This window comes from Lactiplantibacillus plajomi (assembly GCF_005405405.1).
Lineage (GTDB): Bacteria > Bacillota > Bacilli > Lactobacillales > Lactobacillaceae > Lactiplantibacillus > Lactiplantibacillus plajomi.
This window is the reverse complement of sequence record NZ_BJDZ01000075.1, coordinates 1-263: the sequence shown is the minus strand read 5'-3', so window position 1 is coordinate 263 and position 263 is coordinate 1. Positions and strand designations below refer to the sequence as shown.

The following is a 263-nucleotide window of genomic DNA, read 5'->3' as shown; positions in this document are numbered from 1 at the left end:
ATTAAAGTCCATAACAACGCGAATCACTTGTTGCCGATTCTTAGTGGAATAACGATTTTTGAAGTAGTTTCTAATCTCTTGATTTCTTCTTCCAGGCAAAATCGTGATGATGTCATGATTTTGGGCGTCGATGGCGATAAAGCTCATCTGATTGTTGGTGGATCTGAATTCGTCGATACAAAGAGTTGCTGGTAGTCCGTTGAAGACTGGCTGAGTGCCTTTTCCGAGTAATCTTAACCGTCTAACAATGGTATTGGTTGAAA

General features: G+C 40.3%; 1 protein-coding gene. It reads right to left on the bottom strand.

Annotated features, from left to right (window positions below):
- On the bottom strand, window positions 1–263 hold a 263-nt coding region (locus FFM82_RS13475), incomplete at both ends, for a transposase (protein WP_137646250.1).